The sequence below is a fragment of the Isoptericola jiangsuensis genome (assembly GCF_002563715.1).
Taxonomy (GTDB): Bacteria; Actinomycetota; Actinomycetes; order Actinomycetales; family Cellulomonadaceae; genus Isoptericola; species Isoptericola jiangsuensis.
The window spans coordinates 957,840-970,271 of record NZ_PDJJ01000001.1 but is presented as its reverse complement, the minus strand read 5'-3'; the positions used below and the strand labels follow the sequence as shown (position 1 = coordinate 970,271).

The 12,432-nt window shown below is 73.9% G+C and carries 13 protein-coding genes; 5 read left to right on the top strand and 8 right to left on the bottom strand.

The features are described 5' to 3' along the window. The gene (locus tag ATJ88_RS04430) at positions 1–879 is read left to right on the top strand and encodes a cytochrome c biogenesis CcdA family protein (RefSeq protein WP_098465112.1); all 879 of its coding nucleotides are present in this window, start codon (positions 1–3) and stop codon (positions 877–879) included. 4 nt (positions 880–883) lie between these two features. Beyond that, entirely contained in the window at positions 884–1,366 is a 483-nt protein-coding gene (locus ATJ88_RS04425; RefSeq protein WP_098462778.1) for a glutathione peroxidase, read from the top strand. Here the strand turns inward: ATJ88_RS04425 and ATJ88_RS04420 are convergent. Both ATJ88_RS04420 and ATJ88_RS04415 read right to left on the bottom strand, forming a co-directional pair. Beyond that, positions 1,332–1,835: a GNAT family N-acetyltransferase gene (locus tag ATJ88_RS04420; protein ID WP_098465111.1), complete on the bottom strand. Its 504-nt coding sequence runs from the start codon at positions 1,833–1,835 to the stop codon at positions 1,332–1,334. The two genes, ATJ88_RS04425 and ATJ88_RS04420, sit on opposite strands and share 35 nt — an antisense overlap. Positions 1,836–1,903: 68 nt before the next feature. Next, positions 1,904–3,535 (bottom strand): bifunctional ADP-dependent NAD(P)H-hydrate dehydratase/NAD(P)H-hydrate epimerase, encoded by a 1,632-nt coding sequence (locus ATJ88_RS04415; RefSeq protein WP_098462777.1) that lies wholly within the window; start codon positions 3,533–3,535, stop codon positions 1,904–1,906. Between the two features lie 57 nt (positions 3,536–3,592). On the opposite strand from ATJ88_RS04415, the gene ATJ88_RS04410 reads away from it, so the two are divergent. Together ATJ88_RS04410 and ATJ88_RS04405 are read left to right on the top strand one after the other, a co-directional pair. Next, on the top strand, positions 3,593–4,648 hold the full coding sequence (locus tag ATJ88_RS04410; RefSeq protein WP_098462776.1) for an LLM class F420-dependent oxidoreductase: 1,056 nt from the start codon (positions 3,593–3,595) through the stop codon (positions 4,646–4,648). Positions 4,649–4,855: 207 nt separating this feature from the next. Then, on the top strand, positions 4,856–5,137 hold the full coding sequence (locus tag ATJ88_RS04405) for a hypothetical protein (protein ID WP_098462775.1): 282 nt from the start codon (positions 4,856–4,858) through the stop codon (positions 5,135–5,137). A gap of 98 nt (positions 5,138–5,235) precedes the next feature. On the opposite strand, the gene ATJ88_RS04400 is transcribed toward ATJ88_RS04405, so the two are convergent. Together ATJ88_RS04400 and glmS are read right to left on the bottom strand one after the other, a co-directional pair. Next, positions 5,236–5,586 carry a holo-ACP synthase gene (locus ATJ88_RS04400; protein WP_068202500.1) on the bottom strand — a complete coding sequence of 117 codons (351 nt, stop codon included), beginning with the start codon at positions 5,584–5,586 and terminating at the stop codon, positions 5,236–5,238. A 195-nt stretch (positions 5,587–5,781) separates the two neighbouring features. Next, complete coding sequence (gene glmS, locus ATJ88_RS04395) at positions 5,782–7,680, bottom strand: glutamine--fructose-6-phosphate transaminase (isomerizing) (RefSeq protein ID WP_098462774.1); 1,899 nt, start codon at positions 7,678–7,680, stop codon at positions 5,782–5,784. Between the two features lie 154 nt (positions 7,681–7,834). Here glmS and coaA point away from each other — a divergent pair, with 154 nt between their 5' ends. Then, positions 7,835–8,812: a type I pantothenate kinase gene (coaA, locus tag ATJ88_RS04390; protein ID WP_098462773.1), complete on the top strand. Its 978-nt coding sequence runs from the start codon at positions 7,835–7,837 to the stop codon at positions 8,810–8,812. Positions 8,813–8,816: 4 nt separating this feature from the next. On the opposite strand, the gene ATJ88_RS04385 is transcribed toward coaA, so the two are convergent. From ATJ88_RS04385 to rpsI, 4 genes are all read right to left on the bottom strand, one after another. Then, positions 8,817–9,509 carry a DedA family protein gene (locus ATJ88_RS04385; RefSeq protein WP_245852114.1) on the bottom strand — a complete coding sequence of 231 codons (693 nt, stop codon included), beginning with the start codon at positions 9,507–9,509 and terminating at the stop codon, positions 8,817–8,819. Positions 9,510–9,721: 212 nt separating this feature from the next. After that, positions 9,722–10,396, bottom strand: coding sequence for a peptide deformylase (locus ATJ88_RS04380; RefSeq protein WP_425432653.1), 675 nt, complete (start codon positions 10,394–10,396; stop codon positions 9,722–9,724). Further along, positions 10,393–11,757 carry a phosphoglucosamine mutase gene (gene glmM / locus ATJ88_RS04375; protein WP_098462772.1) on the bottom strand — a complete coding sequence of 455 codons (1,365 nt, stop codon included), beginning with the start codon at positions 11,755–11,757 and terminating at the stop codon, positions 10,393–10,395. The genes ATJ88_RS04380 and glmM overlap by 4 nt, the downstream gene beginning before the upstream one ends. 182 nt (positions 11,758–11,939) lie before the next feature. Beyond that, the gene (rpsI, locus tag ATJ88_RS04370) at positions 11,940–12,428 is read right to left on the bottom strand and encodes a 30S ribosomal protein S9 (RefSeq protein WP_098462771.1); all 489 of its coding nucleotides are present in this window, start codon (positions 12,426–12,428) and stop codon (positions 11,940–11,942) included. Between the last annotated feature and the right edge of the window lie 4 nt (positions 12,429–12,432).

Here is a 12,432-nt window from a genome sequence, read left to right as displayed (position 1 = left end):
GTGCCCGACGACGGCGCCCTCGCGCTCGCCCTCGGCGCCGGCGTGGTCGCCGCGGTCAACCCGTGCGGCTTCGCCCTGCTGCCCGCCTACCTGGCGATGCTGGTGCGACCCGACGACGGCCGCGCCACCGCCGTGGGTCGCGCCCTGCGGTCCGCGGCCCTGCTCACCGCGGGCTTCACCGCGGTGTTCGCCGTGTTCGGGATCGTCGTCGCACCCGTCGCCGGGGCCGTGCAGCAGTACCTGCCCGTGTTCACCGTCGTGCTCGGTGTCCTGCTCGCCGCCGCCGGCACCTGGGTGCTCGCCGGGCGCGAGCTGCCCGGCCTGCGGCTGCGCCGCACCGGGTCCGGGCGCCCGTTGACGGACCGGCCGTGGTCCGTCGTCGGGTTCGGTGCGTCGTACGCGCTCGCGTCGCTCGGGTGCACCATCGCGCCGTTCCTCGCCGTCGTCGTCACGTCGTTCCGCGCCGGGTCGGTCGGCCAGGGCGTCGTGCTCTTCGTCGCGTACGCCGTCGGCATGGGACTGCTCGTCGCGACCGCCGCCGTCGCCGTCGCGCTCGCCGGGTCGTCGGCCGTGGCCCGCGCCCGTCGCGCCGGGGGCGCCCTCGCCCGGGTCGGGGGCGCCGTCCTGCTGCTCGCCGGCGCGTACGTCGCCTGGTACGGGGTGTGGGAGCTGCGCGTGCTGCACGCCGGCGCCGGGACCGACCCCGTCGTCGAGGCCGCCGCCGCCGTGCAGCGCACGGTCTCGACCGCCGTCGCCGGACTCGGCTGGGCCGGCCTCCTCGGGGTCCTCGCCGTCCTGCTCGCCGTCGGCGGCGCACTGTGGTGGCGCCGCCGACGCGCCGCCACCCCCTTGACCGGTGGCGACGATGCCGCAGGATGAGGGCATGGACTTCTACGACATCGAGTTCGACCGCATGGACGGCACGAAGGCCACCCTCGCGGACCACCGCGACGACGTGGTCATGATCGTCAACGTGGCGTCCCGCTGCGGCCTCACCCCGCAGTACGAGACCCTGGAGAAGCTGCAGCAGCTGTACGGCGAGCGCGGGTTCACCGTCGTCGGGTTCCCCTCCAACCAGTTCCTGCAGGAGCTGTCCACCGACGAGAAGATCGCCGAGTTCTGCTCCACCACGTACGGCGTCAGCTTCCCCGTGGTGTCCAAGGTGAAGGTCAACGGCAAGAAGGCGCACCCGCTCTACGCCGAGCTCACCAAGACCCGCGACGCGACCGGGTACGACGGCCGCATCCGCTGGAACTTCGAGAAGTTCCTCGTCCTGCCGGGCGGCGAGGTCCGCCGCTACTCGCCGCGCACCGTCCCCGACGACGCCGAGATCATCCGGACGATCGAGGAGAACCTGCCGCGCTGACCTCGTCCCCGGGCGCCGGAGGAACACGCGGTGCCCCGGGGCGGACGCTCAGGAGCACCCCGGACCCCCCGGCGAACGTCACCCCGTGGAACGACCGCGCCCGCGCCACCTCGACGAACCCCCACCGCCGGTGCAGTGCGATGGACTCCCCGTTGCGGGCGTTGACGAGGTAGTGCACGCGGTCGGTCCGCACGGCGAGCCACTCCATGCGCGCCGTCGTGAGGAGCGTCCCGATGCCGTGGCGTCGCCACCGCGGGTGCACCGTCACCCCGCCGAGGTAGTGCCCGGCCCGGGCGGCTCCGTCCGCGACCCGGTAGCGGTGCGTCTTCGCCCAACCGACGACCTCGCCGTCCACCGCGGCGACCACGACCAGTCGATCGTCGTCGACGACCGCCGCGCGCAACGCCCCGGCGTCCGCCGACAGGCCGGCCGCCCACTGGAGCCGCATCACCGCCGCGAGGTCCGCCATCTCTGCCTCCCGCACCCGGGCCCAGGTCTCCGACGGCCCGGGCGGTGGCGTCCGGAGCAGGTCACCGGTCACGACGACCACAGGTCCAGCAGGCGCGCGACCGTGCCAGGAACGGCTTCTGCGACGTCCAGCGCAGCGACGGGACCACCGGGGTTGGCGTGCTCGGCGGCGAGGCCGTGCACGAGCGCGGCGCTCGCGGCGACCTCGCCGGCGACGGCGGGGTCGGCGACGACGTCCGCGGCGCGCGCGGCGAGCATCGTGCCGAGGATGCCGGCGAGGACGTCGCCCGCGCCGGCGGTGCCGAGCCAGGCGGGTGCGTCGGCCTGGGCGTGGACGATCCCGGTGCCGACGACGACGGTCACGGCACCCTTGAGGAGGATGGTCGCGCCGGTGAGGTCGTGGGCGCGGCGGGCCCACCGCAGGGGTGCGGCCTCGATCTCGGCCCGGTGGACGTCCTCGCCGTGGCGGCGCAGCACCGTGCGGAGCTCGCCGGCGTGCGGGGTGAGGACGAACCAGGGCGGGCACGTCTCCTCGACGAGCCCGAGCCCGCCCGCGTCGACGACGGCGGGGACGGGCCCCCGGGACAGTCCGGCGAGCTCGCCGCGCGCGGCGGCGAGCCCGGCGCGGGCACGGGCGGCCTGACCGTCGTCGGCGCCGTCGGCGGCGGGCGGGACGCCGGGTCCCACGACCCACGACTGGACGCGGCCGGGGGCGGTGACGACCTCGGGCCGGGCGGCGAGGACGGCGCGGGCGACGACGTCGGACCCGCGGTAGCGGACCATCCCGGCGCCGGTCCGCACCGCGGCGGTGGTCGTCAGGACGGCGGCCCCCGGATAGGTGGCGGTGCCGGCGACGACCCCGACGACGCCGCGCGTGTACTTGTGGTCCTGCGGCCCGGGCACGGGCCAGCGGGCGGCGACGTCGGCCGGGGCGAGGCGCTGCACGGCCGGGGTGCCGGGGAGCGTGAGTCCGATGTCGACGACCGTCACCTCCCCGACGACGTGCGCGGCCGGGGGCAGCAGCAGGCCGGGCTTGGCGGCGCCGAACGTGACGGTGCGGTCGGCGTGCAGGACGGGTCCGGGCAGGGTGCCGTCGTCGACGCCGATGCCGGAGGGCGTGTCGACGGCGACGACCCACGGCCGTGCCGTGCCCTCTCTCGCGACCGCCGCCGACGCCCCCTGCGCCTCCTCCGCATGCGTGGCGGGCGTGCCCTCCTCCGCGTCGGTCCCGGCCGTCGGCAGCCCGGCGGCGCCGAGGGCGGTGACGAGCGCCGCAGCGGACCCCCGCAGCGGACCGCGTGCCCCGATCCCGACGAGACCGTCGAGCACGACGTCGGCGCGCGCGGCCTCGACCGCGGCGGCGGGGGCCCGCCCCGCAGCGGCGGCGTCCACCACGCGCCCGCCGGCGGACCGCAGCGCGGCGAGCCCGCCCTCGTGCACCCGGTCCGCGGCCAGCACGGCGGTGACGGCGACCCCCCGGTGTACCAGGTGCGCGCCCGCGTGCAGCGCGTCCCCGCCGTTGTTCCCCGCCCCGGCCAGGACGACGACGTGCGCCCCGCGCGCGGACCGTCGTCGGGCACGCAGATCGGCGAGGACCTGGAGCGCCAGCGCAAACGCGGCCCGGTCCATGAGCGGCACGCCGGCGGCGAGCAGCGGTTCCTCGGCGGCACGGACGTCGGCGACGGACCAGGCACGGATCATGGGACCGATCCTCCCGTGCCGGGCGCGCCCGCGCAGTCAGAGGAATAGGGTCGGGGCATGCGATTCGGACTCTTCATCCCGCAGGGCTGGCGCATGTCGCTCACCGACGTGCCGCCCGAGCAGCACTGGGAGACGATGCTCTCCCTCCTGCACTACGCCGACAACGCCGCAGCCGGGGAGGCCGTCCCGGGTGGCGCCTTCGCGTGGGAGTCGGTGTGGGTGTACGACCACTTCCACACCGTGCCGGTGCCGAGCACGGAGGCGACGCACGAGGCGTGGACGCTGATGGCGGCGTTCGCGGCGGCGTCGCAGCGGGTGCGCCTCGGCCAGATGTGCACCTGCATGGCGTACCGGGAGCCCACCTACCTGGCGAAGGTCGCCTCGACGGTGGACGCGATCTCGGGCGGCCGTGTCGAGATGGGCATCGGTGCGGGCTGGTACGAGCACGAGTGGCGGGCGTACGGGTACGGCTTCCCGACGGCGGGCGAGCGGCTGCGCGCGCTCGACGAGGGCGTGCAGATCATGGCGAACATGTGGCGCACCGGCTCGTCCGGCACGTTCGAGGGCGAGCGGTACCAGGTGGACGGCGCCCTGTGCTACCCGCAGCCGCTCCAGCAGCTGCCCGTCGGCGAGGGTGGCGCGAGCGTGCCGAGCATCCCGCTGTGGATCGCGGGCGGCGGGGAGAAGAAGACGCTGCGGATCGCGGCGCAGCACGCGCAGTACACGAACTTCTCCGGTGACGTCGAGACGTTCGACCACAAGTCGCGCATCCTCGCCGACCACTGCCGCGACGTCGGCCGGGACTTCGAGGAGATCACCCGGTCGGCCAACTACAACGTCGTCATCGGCGAGAACCAGGCCGAGGTGGACGACAAGCTCGCCTGGATCGAGGCCCACTTCGCGAAGCACGCGCCCGGGGAGCCCGGTGCCCGGGAGGCGCAGAGCTGGCGCAACGGCCCGCTCGTGGGCACGCCCGAGCAGATCGTGGAGACCCTCACGGACCTGAAGTCCCGCGGCATGACGTACGCGATCACGTACTTCGCGAACGCCGTCGGCGACCGCGACCAGATCGAGCTGTTCCAGCGGCAGGTCATCCCCCACCTCCAGGACTGACCGCTCCCCCTCGGCCGAGCATGCGGTGAGGGCCCGTCCGCCGCAACGGACGGGCCCTCTCCGCAAGCTCGGTCGTCGAGAGGGCATGGTCGACCCCGGGCCGGCGTCGAGGGTCTCCCACCGTCGATCCGGCCCGAGGCCGCCCTTCCCGGCGGGCTCAACCGGAACGTTCGCGGCACGGTCCGGCTGCGCCAGTTCGACGACGGGATGGATCTCGTCGTGGTGCGCGGGCGCCGGGCGGTCACCGTCGAACGGGCGCTGGCCCAGGCCGTGCCCGAGCTGCCTCGATCGAACGGTCTGGCCGTCCTGGACTCCGCCCTGCACACGGGCAAGGTGTCCCGAGCAGGGCTCGACCGGTCGCACGAGCACGCCAGGGGACGACGCGGCGTCGCGAGCCGGCACCTGTTGTGGGAGCTGGCCGACGCCCGTGCCGAGTCACCGCTGGAGTCCACGATGGCGGTGACCGTCCGGCGCGCCCTGGACCGCTGACCCGGCGCCGAGCATGCCCCCTGGTCGATCGAGCATGTGACGCGCGACCGTCCGTGCCGGCGGACGGGCCCGCGTCGCATGGTCGGCACCGAAGGGGGTCAGCCTTCGGCGACCACCATCGCCGAGGCGATGCCGGCGTCGTGCGAGATCGACAGGTGCCAGTGCTTCACGCCGAGCTCGTCGGCGCGCGCCTGCACCGTCCCGCGCAGCTCGACCTGCGGGGGTCCGCCGACCACGCGGTGCACGGTGGCGTCGTGCCAGTGCATCGTCCCGGGGGCGCCGAGCGCCTTGGCGATCGCCTCCTTGGCGGCGAACCGGGCCGCCAGCGACGACGCCGGCAGGTCACGCTCGACCTCCGTGAAGAGCTTCTCCCGCAGTCGCGGCGTCCGCTCGAGGGTCGCCATGAAGCGCTCGACGTCGACGACGTCGATCCCCACACCGACGATCACCAGCGCACCCCTCCCCCGTCCTGCGACGCCAGGAGGTCGGTCCGGTCGCCCGGCCGAGCCGGCGTCCGCCCCGGTGCTTCGTCCATGGGGTCGATCATGCCCTGATGCCGGTCGAGCATGCGATGGCGGACCGTCCGGCCGAGTGGACGGTCCGCCATCGCATGCTCGGCACGGGGACGGCGGTCACGGTCGAGGTCACTCGACGGTGACCGACTTGGCGAGGTTGCGCGGCTGGTCGACGTCGAGCCCCTTGGCGGTGGCGAGCGCCATCGCGAAGATCTGCAGGGGGACGACGGCGAGCAGCGGCTGGAGCAGCGACGGCGCCTGCGGGATCCAGAAGATCTCGTCGGCGTAGGCGCGCACGGCGTCGTCGCCGTCCTCGGCGATGACGAGGGTGCGTGCGCCGCGGGCGCGGATCTCCTGGATGTTGGACACGACCTTGGAGTGCAGCTGGTCGCGGCCGCGCGGGGACGGCACGACGACGAACACGGGCTGGCCCTCGTCGATGAGCGCGATGGGGCCGTGCTTCAGCTCGCCGGCGGCGAAGCCCTCGGCGTGGATGTAGGCGAGCTCCTTCAGCTTGAGCGCGCCCTCCATGGCGACGGGGTAACCGACGTGCCGGCCGAGGAACAGGACCTTGTCGGCGTCCTTCATGGAGCGGGCGGTGGCCCTGACGTACTCGCCGCGCTCGATGACGGTCTGGACCTTGCGGGCCATGTCCCGCAGCTCGTCCATGATCTGGGTGACCTCGTCGGGGTACTTGTTGCCGCGCAGCTGCGCGAGGTAGAGCCCGAGGACGTACGCGGCGGTGATCTGCGCGAGGAACGCCTTGGTGGAGGCGACGGCGATCTCGGGACCGGCGTGCGTGTACAGCACGGCGTCGGACTCGCGCGGGATCGTGGAGCCGTTGGTGTTGACGATGGCCAGCACCTTGGCGCCCTGCTCGCGGGCGTGGCGCACGGCCATGAGGGTGTCCATCGTCTCGCCGGACTGCGAGATCGCGACGACGAGGGTGCGCTCGTCGACGATGGGGTCGCGGTAGCGGAACTCGTGCGCGAGCTCGACCTCGACGGGGATGCGGCACCAGTGCTCGATGGCGTACTTGGCGACGTGCCCGGCGTACGCGGCGGTGCCGCACGCGATGACGATGATCTTGTCGACGCTGCGCAGTACGGACTCGTCGATGCGCAGGTCGTCCAGCACGATCCGGCCGGCGGCGTCCGTGCGGCCCAGCAGGGTGTCGGCCACCGCGTGCGGCTGGTCGTGGATCTCCTTGTCCATGAAGGAGTCGAAGCCGCCCTTCTCGGCGGCGGCGGCGTCCCAGTCGACGGTGAAGCGGCGACCCTCGGCCGGGTTGCCGTCGAAGTCGGACACCTCGACGGAGCCGGGGGTGATGGTGACGATCTGGTCCTGCCCGAGCTCCAGGGCCTCCTTGGTGTGCTCGACGAACGCGGCGACGTCGGACCCGAGGAAGTTCTCGCCCTCGCCGATCCCGACGACGAGCGGCGAGTCGTGCCGGGCGCCGACGACGGTCTCGGGGGCGTCGGTGTGGACCGCGAGCAGCGTGAAGGTGCCCTCCAGCTGCCGCGCCGTGGCGGCCATCGCCGCGGTGAGGTCACCGGCGGCGCGGTACTCGCGGGCGAGGAGCTGCGCGGCGACCTCGGTGTCGGTGTCCGACAGGAAGACGGCGCCGTCGGCCGCGAGGGAAGCGCGGAGCTCGCTGAAGTTCTCGATGATGCCGTTGTGGATGACGGCGAGGCGGCCGTCGTCCGCGAGGTGCGGGTGCGCGTTCACGTCGGTGGGGCCGCCGTGCGTCGCCCAGCGCGTGTGCCCGATGGCGGCGGTCGCGTCGGGCAGGGGGTGCGCGGCGATCTCCGTCACGAGGTTGTCGAGCTTGCCGGCCTTCTTCGCGAACGCCGCCTGCGTGCTGCCCGGGCCGACGAGCGCGACGCCCGCCGAGTCGTACCCCCGGTACTCGAGCCGCTTCAGCCCGGCGAGCGCGACCTCCAGGGGGCGCACGGAGGCGAGCCGCTCCGTGTCCAACGCTTCGGACGTGCTCAGGCCTGCTCCGGCGTAGCCGACGATTCCACACATGGCGACGAGTGTACCGATCACGGCACGAGCTCCCTCGTCACGGGTCCGACGACCCGTTCCCGCGGTGCGGGCTTGCGCCCCGTACCGGGGACTCAGGCAGAATCTGCGGGTGACCCCTGCCAGCGCGTCCTCCCCGTCGGGTGGCGACACCCCGGTGACCGCGCCGAACCCGCTGGTCGAGCACCTGTCCCGGTTCGCGCCCGCCTCCCCCTACGTCGACTTCGACCGCGCCGCCTGGAGCCGCCTGTCGGAGCAGACGCCCCTGCCCCTGACCGACGCAGACGTCCAGCGGCTGCGCGGCCTCGGCGACCCGATCGACCTCGCGGAGGTCGACGCGGTCTACCGGCCGCTGTCCCGGCTGCTCAACCTGTACGTGCGGGCGACCGCGGGGCTGCACCGGGCGACCTCCACGTTCCTCGGCGAGGACCCGCCGCGCACCCCGTACGTCATCGGCGTCGCCGGGTCCGTCGCGGTGGGCAAGTCGACGACGGCGCGCGTCCTGCGCGAGATGATGGCCCGCTGGCCCGACACCCCGAACGTCGAGCTCATCACGACCGACGGGTTCCTCCACCCCAACGCGGAGCTCGCGCGCCGCGGCCTCATGGACCGCAAGGGGTTCCCCGAGTCGTACGACCGGCGCGCCCTCATCCGGTTCCTGTCGAAGGTGAAGGCGGGGCAGGCGGAGGTCCGGGCGCCGGTCTACTCGCACGTCGTGTACGACATCGTGCCGGGCGAGGAGCAGGTGGTGCACCGTCCGGACGTCCTCATCGTCGAGGGCCTGAACGTGCTGCAGCCGGCCCGGCCGGCGACGTCCGACGGCACGACGCTCGCCGTGAGCGACTTCTTCGACTTCTCGATCTACGTCGACGCCCGCACGCGCAACGTGCGCCAGTGGTACGTCGACCGGTTCCTCAAGCTGCGCCGGACGGCGTTCAGCCGCCCCGAGTCGTACTTCCGCCGCTACGCCGACCTGTCGGACGCCGAGGCCGTCGAGAAGGCGCTGAGCATCTGGGAGTCGATCAACGCGCCGAACCTGGAGGAGAACGTGCTCCCGACCCGGGGCCGCGCGACCCTCGTCCTGACGAAGGGTGCCGACCACTCGGTGCAGCGGGTGCGGCTGCGCAAGCTCTGAGCTGTCAGCGGGCGGCGTCCTCCGCCGCGGGGGTCCTCTCCGTCGGGAGCGGCGCGTGCTCGCGCATCTCCTCCAGGACCTCCTCGCGGGGCGTGAACACCTGCACCACCCGGTCGACGAGGAGGCCCAGGACGCCCCCGCCGACCACGCCGACGACCATCGCCAGCAGCGGGTCGTGGCCGAGCGCCTCCGCGGCGACCAGACCGATCGCGGTCGAGTACGCGACCCACAGGACGGCGGCGATGCCGGAGAACGTCATGAAGCGCCGCTGCGGGTAGCCGACGGCCCCCGCCGTCATGTTGACGGCGACGCGCCCCACGGGGATGTAGCGGGCCGCGATGATGAAGACGGCGCCGCGGCGGGACAGCGCCCGTCGCGCCCACGACACGGCCTTGCGGCCCCGCGCCGAGCGCAGCATGCCGATGCGCTCGGTGCCGAACCGGCGCCCGATGAGGTAGGCCACCTGGTCGCCCAGCCAGGCGCCGACGCCCGCGATCGGCGCGATGAGCCAGATCCACGGCACGCCCGTGGCCTCCGCGGAGATCACCAGCGTCACCAGCACCGACTCGGACGGCACGGGTGGGAAGAAGCCGTCGATGAAGGCGGACGCGAACATCGCGGGGTAGATCCACAGGGACGCGGCGACGTCCAGGATCCAGGTCTCGACCTGGTCGAGCAGCGCGGTCAGTCCCAGCAACGCGGTCCCTCGGTTCGTCCGCCGGGGCGGACCCGGCCATGGGCGGCACCGAACGGTGCCGTGCACCAGCGTAGGGGCCGTCGTCGTCCCGAGACATCAGGGATGTCCCGGGACGTCCCCTGAGCGTCGAACGTTCACACGGGTTTCACGGCGGGCGCACGACGGGGCGTCGGACAGGGCGGGCTCGACCCGGCGAGCCGGGCCGTGCGGGCTCAGGGCAGGTCGAAGCCGAGCCCCGCCGCGGCGGGAGCCGGGTCCGGGGACTGCGCCCAGAACCGCATCATGTTGTCGTTCGAGGTGAGCGAGCGCGACTCGGCGACGTCGAGGTACAGCCGCCCGGCGAGGTGGTCCGTCTCGTGCTGCACGATCCGCGCGGACCAGCCCGTCAGGACGTCGTCGAACGCCGCCCCGGTCTCGTCCTGGCCCGTGAGACGCACCCGGCGGGGTCGTGCGACCACCGCCTGCCAGCCCGCCACGGACAGGCAGCCCTCGAAGAACGCGACGGCGCCGGGCTCGTCACCGTCGGCGGGCAGCGCCTCGTAGCGCGGGTTGACCAGCACGCGGAACCCCAGCCCGTCCCGCTCGCGCGGGTCGCCCGGCATCGGATGGTCCTCGCAGACGGCGAGGGCCAGGCCGATGCCGACCTGCGGCGCCGCCAGCCCCACCCCCGGCGCGGCGTGCATCGTGGCACGCATCGCCTCGACGAGCCGGTCCAGCTGGTCGCCCAGCTGCCCCGTGTACGGCGCGGCGGGTGCCCGCAGCACCGGGTCGCCGGCCTGCACGATCGGCAGGACGCCCGGCCGGTCCGGGTGCGCGAACGCGACGTCCAGCAGGTCGGCCACCGCGTCCCGCAGCGCGGGCGCGACGCCGCCCGTCCATCCCGTCACAGGGCCAGCCGCTCCCGCACCACGGCGGCCAGCGTCTCCGCGACGCCGTCGGCCTGCGTCTGCGTCGCCGCCTCGACCATCACGCGCACCACCGGCTCCGTGCCGGACGGGCGCAGCAGCACGCGGCCCGTGTCGCCCAGCAGCGACTCCGCATGCGCCACGGCGGCGAGCACGCCGTCGTCGTCCCCCGCCCGGGTCCGGTCCACGCCCTTGACGTTGACCAGCGTCTGCGGCAGGCGCGGGATCTCCGACGCGAGGTCGGCCAGGCGCCGCCCGGACGCCTTGACGCGGGCCGCGAGGTGCAGGGCCGTGAGGATGCCGTCGCCGGTCGTGGCGTGCTCCGCCAGGATGATGTGGCCCGACTGCTCGCCACCCAGCCCGTAACCGCCCGCTCGCATCTCCTCCAGGACGTACCGGTCGCCGACAGCGGTCTGCAGCGTCGCGATGCCGGCCTTCTTCATGGCCAGCAGCAGCCCGAGGTTGCTCATCACCGTGACCACGAGGGTGTCCCCCGTGAGCCGCCCCTCGTCCTTCAGCGACTTCGCGAGGATGCCGAGGATCTGGTCGCCGTCCACGAGCACGCCGCCGTGGTCCACCGCGAGGCAGCGGTCCGCGTCACCGTCGAACGCCACGCCGAAGTCCGCCTCGGCGGCCACCACGACCGCCTGCAGCTGCTCCGGGTGGGTCGACCCGGCCTTCTCGTTGATGTTGCGCCCGTCCGGGCTCGCGTTGATGACGACGACGTCGGCACCGGCCGCGCGCAGCGCCTCCGGGCCGATCTGGCTCGCCGCACCGTTGGCCGCGTCCACCGCGATGCGCAGGCCCTCCAGCGGCCGGTGGTCCGCGGTCGTGCCGATGCTGGCCGTCAGGTGGTCGACGTACTGCTGCGCGGCGATCCCCGTGTCGGTACGCATCCGACCGACGTCCGCCCCGACGGGCAGCTCGCGCTCGGTGTGCAGGTGCTGCTCGATCTCGTCCTCGAGACCGTCGTCGAGCTTGAGCCCGCCCCGCGCGAAGAACTTGATGCCGTTGTCCGGCATGGCGTTGTGCGACGCCGACACCATGACCCCCAGGTCGGCGTGCATCGCCCCCACCAGGTAGGCCAGCGCCGGGGTCGGGACCACCCCGAGGTTCACCACGTCCACGCCCGCGCTCGCCAGACCCGCGGCGACCGCCGCGGACAGGAACTCCCCGGACACGCGCGGGTCCCGGGCCACCACCGCCCGCGGCCGGTGGGAGGACCGCCCCTCACCCGCGCCGAGCACGTGCGCGGCCGCACTGCCCAGGTCGAGCGCCAGGGCCGCGGTCACGTCCCGGTTCGCCAGGCCACGGACACCGTCCGTGCCGAAAAGTCGTCCCATCAGCTGTCCTCCTCGTCGGGCACCCGGTCGATCGTAGTGCCGCTGCGGCCCGCTCGTCGTCGGAGCGGTCCCGGGCGTCCGCCCGGTCGGTCCGGTCGGTGCGCCGCGCACCGTCCCCGGACATGCGGACGGCCCCGCCGGAACGAGTCCGACGGGGCCGTGCGCCAAGCACCGATCGAGGATCAGCGCTTCGAGTACTGCGGAGCCTTGCGGGCCTTCTTGAGACCGGCCTTCTTGCGCTCCACCGCACGCGGGTCACGCGTGAGGAAGCCGGCCTTCTTGAGGGCGGCACGGTTCGCGTCACGGTCGATCTCGTTCAGCGCACGGGCGATGCCGAGACGCAGCGCGCCGGCCTGACCCGAGGGGCCACCGCCCGTGATACGGGCGACGATGTCGAAACGGCCCTCGACCTCGACCAGCTTCAGCGGGTCGTTGACGAGCTGCTGGTGCACCTTGTTCGGGAAGTAGTCCTCGAGGGTGCGACCGTTGATCGTCCACTGGCCGGAGCCGGGGACGAGGCGCACGCGCGCCACGGCCTCCTTGCGACGGCCCAGCGCCTGCCCGGGGGCAGTGATGGACTGACCGCCGTTGGCCACGGGGGCAGCGGTCTCGGTGGTGTAGGTGCTGGGCGTGTTCTCGTCCAGCTCGGTGTCGACGGTGGTGTCAGCCACTGAA

Coding starts and splice junctions, on each gene's coding strand:
- glmM (WP_098462772.1), bottom strand. CDS start 11,757: ATGGGACGACTTTTCGGCACGGACGGTGTCCGTGGCCTGGCGAACCGG.
- ATJ88_RS04425 (WP_098462778.1), top strand. CDS start 884: ATGGACTTCTACGACATCGAGTTCGACCGCATGGACGGCACGAAGGCC.
- ATJ88_RS04415 (WP_098462777.1), bottom strand. CDS start 3,535: ATGATCCGTGCCTGGTCCGTCGCCGACGTCCGTGCCGCCGAGGAACCG.
- ATJ88_RS04405 (WP_098462775.1), top strand. CDS start 4,856: ATGGATCTCGTCGTGGTGCGCGGGCGCCGGGCGGTCACCGTCGAACGG.
- glmS (WP_098462774.1), bottom strand. CDS start 7,680: ATGTGTGGAATCGTCGGCTACGCCGGAGCAGGCCTGAGCACGTCCGAA.
- ATJ88_RS04410 (WP_098462776.1), top strand. CDS start 3,593: ATGCGATTCGGACTCTTCATCCCGCAGGGCTGGCGCATGTCGCTCACC.
- ATJ88_RS04420 (WP_098465111.1), bottom strand. CDS start 1,835: ATGGCGGACCTCGCGGCGGTGATGCGGCTCCAGTGGGCGGCCGGCCTG.